Origin of the sequence: Streptomyces sp. NPDC059456 (genome assembly GCF_042750055.1) — a bacterium.
GTDB lineage: Bacteria > Actinomycetota > Actinomycetes > Streptomycetales > Streptomycetaceae > Streptomyces.
In genome coordinates, this window is sequence record NZ_JBHYVA010000906.1 from 1 (window position 1) to 2810 (window position 2810).

Consider the following 2810-nt stretch of genomic DNA (forward strand, 5'->3'; position numbering starts at 1 on the left):
AAGTTCGGCAGCGTGGAGAGGTCGTTCCCGAAGGAAGCCGTCTCCGAGGTGAACCGGTCACCCGTGAGCTGCATGCCGTCACCCGAGTCACCCGCGAAACGGATGATCACCCGGTCGAGCCGGCGCACTTCTTTGCCGCTCGGGGCCGGGGGTGTCCGTTGTTCGCCGACTACAGCCCCCTCGGCCCCGTCGGCCTGTTCGGCTGGACTACTGACCTGGCTGGTCACTGAACTGGACCTCCTTCGAGGCTTGGCGTTCCCGCTCCCAAGGTCAACCCTACGACGGTAGGAGTGGCCTTCTCGGGGGACGCTCGTATTCCGGACCGTCGTCTGCGGCGGTCTGTCGAGAGAATCCCTTGGCATTCCAAGGGATTCCGAGAGATTCCGAGATTTCGTGCCGTGCAGAAATAGTGCGAGCCCCCAGCGGCCAGGCGCGGTACCGCCACACCTGACAGGGTGTCAGTTGATCAAGGTTTTGATCAATGCCCCGTCTTGATCGAGAACTTTTCCGATCAAGAGCGCAGGTAGGTCAGAACGGCCAGAACCCGCCGGTGATCCCCGTCGCTCGGGGACAGTCCGAGCTTCATGAAGATGTTGCTGACGTGCTTCTCCACCGCTCCGTCGCTGACCACGAGCTGCTTGGCCACGGCCGAATTCGTCCGCCCCTCGGCCATCAGGCCCAGCACCTCGCGCTCGCGCGGGGTCAGCCCCGCCAGTACGTCCTGCTTGCGGCTGCGGCCGAGCAGCTGGGCGACGACCTCCGGGTCCAGGGCGGTCCCGCCCCGGGCCACGCGTACGACGGCGTCCAGGAACTCCCGCACGTCGGCCACCCGGTCCTTGAGCAGATACCCCACCCCGGTACTTGATCCGGCCAGCAGTTCGGTGGCGTACTGCTCCTCCACGTACTGCGACAGCACGAGCACGCCTATGCCGGGATGCTCGCGCCGCAGCCGGACCGCCGCCCGTACGCCCTCGTCGGTGTGCGTCGGCGGCATCCGTACGTCGGCCACCACCACGTCCGGCAGCGCGTCCTCGGCCGCCAGCTCCGCCACCGTCTTGATCAGGGCTTCCGCGTCCCCGACGCCGGCCACGACGTCATGCCCCCGGTCGGTCAGCAACCGGGTCAGGCCCTCCCGCAGCAGCACTGAATCCTCGGCGATGACCACCCGCACCCTGTCTTCCACGATCCAGCAGCTCCCGCGTCCACGTTCTCCGATGTACCTGACCCAGCCAAGCATCCCAGCCCGAGCGGCCGGGGGAGGCGAGTCCGATCATCACGTGGAAGCGGGAGCGGGTACCAGGGGCGGGCCAGGGGCGGCCCGGTGGCGGCGACCGCCCTAGCGGGAGCGCCAGGGGAGTTCGGCGGTGACGGTGGTGCCGCCGCCGGCCGGCGAATCCACGACCAGCACCCCGTCCACGGCGTCCAGCCGCTCGGAGAGCCCCGCCAGCCCGGTGCCCCCGCCGGGGCCCGCCGTGCTCGCGCCGCCGCGCCCGTCGTCCGTGACCTGGATCAGCAGCCGCCCCGCGGACCGCCACACGTCCACACCCGCCGTACGGGCCGCGGAGTGCTTGCTGATGTTCTGGAGCAGCTCCGAGACGGTGAAGTACGCGATCCCCTCGACCGCCGACGCGGGCCGCTCCGGCAGGTCCACCGACACCCGCACCGGCACCGTGCACCGCGAGGCCACCGAGGACAGCGCCGCGTCCAGACCGCGGTCCGTCAGCACCGCCGGGTGGATCCCGCGGGCCAGGTCGCGCAGCTCCTGGAGCGCGATCTTCACCTCTCCGTGCGCCTCGTCCACCATCCGGGCGGCGGCGTCGGGGTCCTCGGCGAGCTTCTCCTTCGCCAGCCCCAGGTCCATGGCCAGCGCCACCAGACGGGCCTGCGCCCCGTCGTGCAGGTCCCGCTCGATGCGCCGCAGGTCGGCGGCGGCGGTGTCGACCACCACCCCGCGGTCGGTCTCCAGCTCCGTGACCCGGTCGTCGAGGCGCGACGGCCCCAGCAGCCCGCCGACGAGGACCCGGTCGACGGTGGTCAGCGCCCGCAGCACCCACGGCGTGGCCAGCGTGAAGCCCAGCCCTGCCAGGCAGGCCAGGGCGATCTCCGCGGGGGAGTCGAGGTAGAAGGTGTAGTCGTCGTTCTGGAACAGCTGGAGCCCCGGCATGTCGGTGTAGGCGGGGAAGACCCAGAACCACACCGGGTACAGCAGGAAGGCCCACCCGTACGCCCAGAACACCAGTGCCAGGGTGAAGGCGAACACGGCCCACGGAAGGTGGACCACCGCGTACAGCGCGTGCCGCCAGGCGCTGCCGCTCCTCAGCAGCGCCCCCATCGCGGCGAGGGGACCCGGCTTCCTCGCCCGCAGCGGCGCCGGCTCCGCGATGTCGGCCCCGAGCAGGCCGCGCGCCCGGGCCCGCTCCACCCGTCCGAACCCGCGGCACATCGCGAGCACCCCGGCGAGCACCGGGATGCCGAGGAAGGTGACGAGCAGCCCGGCGCCGAGGGTGATCCCCGTGATCGCGAGCGAGAAGTACAGCAGGCTCAGCGGCAGCCCGAGCAGCAGGTACCCGAACTCGCGCCACGTCCGTCCCTCGACCGGAGCCCGCAACACGCGACCCACACCCATGATCCCGACCTCCCCTTCAGCATTCCCATGACCCACCCCAACCCTGCCGCCCGCCCGGTCCCGCTTCCATCGGGCATGTAGGCCTCTCCCCCGGGGGGATAACCCCACCCCTCCCCCCCCGCCCCGCGGCCCGCCCCCGGGCGGGCCCGGGCCCCCGCGCCCCCCCCCCGCCGCCCCCCCACCG

General features: G+C 71.6%; 2 protein-coding genes and 1 pseudogene. All 3 read right to left on the bottom strand.

The features are described 5' to 3' along the window. A pseudogene (locus tag ACFXA3_RS40350) lies at window positions 1-227 on the bottom strand (2-oxoglutarate ferredoxin oxidoreductase subunit alpha); the annotation flags it as partial. Between the two features lie 284 nt (window positions 228-511). Next, a complete protein-coding gene (locus ACFXA3_RS40355) occupies window positions 512-1171 on the bottom strand; it encodes a response regulator transcription factor (RefSeq protein ID WP_030161942.1) in 660 nt (219 codons plus the stop codon). A gap of 165 nt (window positions 1172-1336) precedes the next feature. Then, entirely contained in the window at window positions 1337-2626 is a 1290-nt protein-coding gene (locus ACFXA3_RS40360) for a sensor histidine kinase (RefSeq protein WP_385196081.1), read from the bottom strand. Window positions 2627-2810 lie beyond the last annotated feature (184 nt).

Excerpts from the sequence above, each read along its gene's own strand:
- ACFXA3_RS40360 (WP_385196081.1), bottom strand. The coding sequence starts at position 2,626 with ATGGGTGTGGGTCGCGTGTTGCGGGCTCCGGTCGAGGGACGGACGTGG.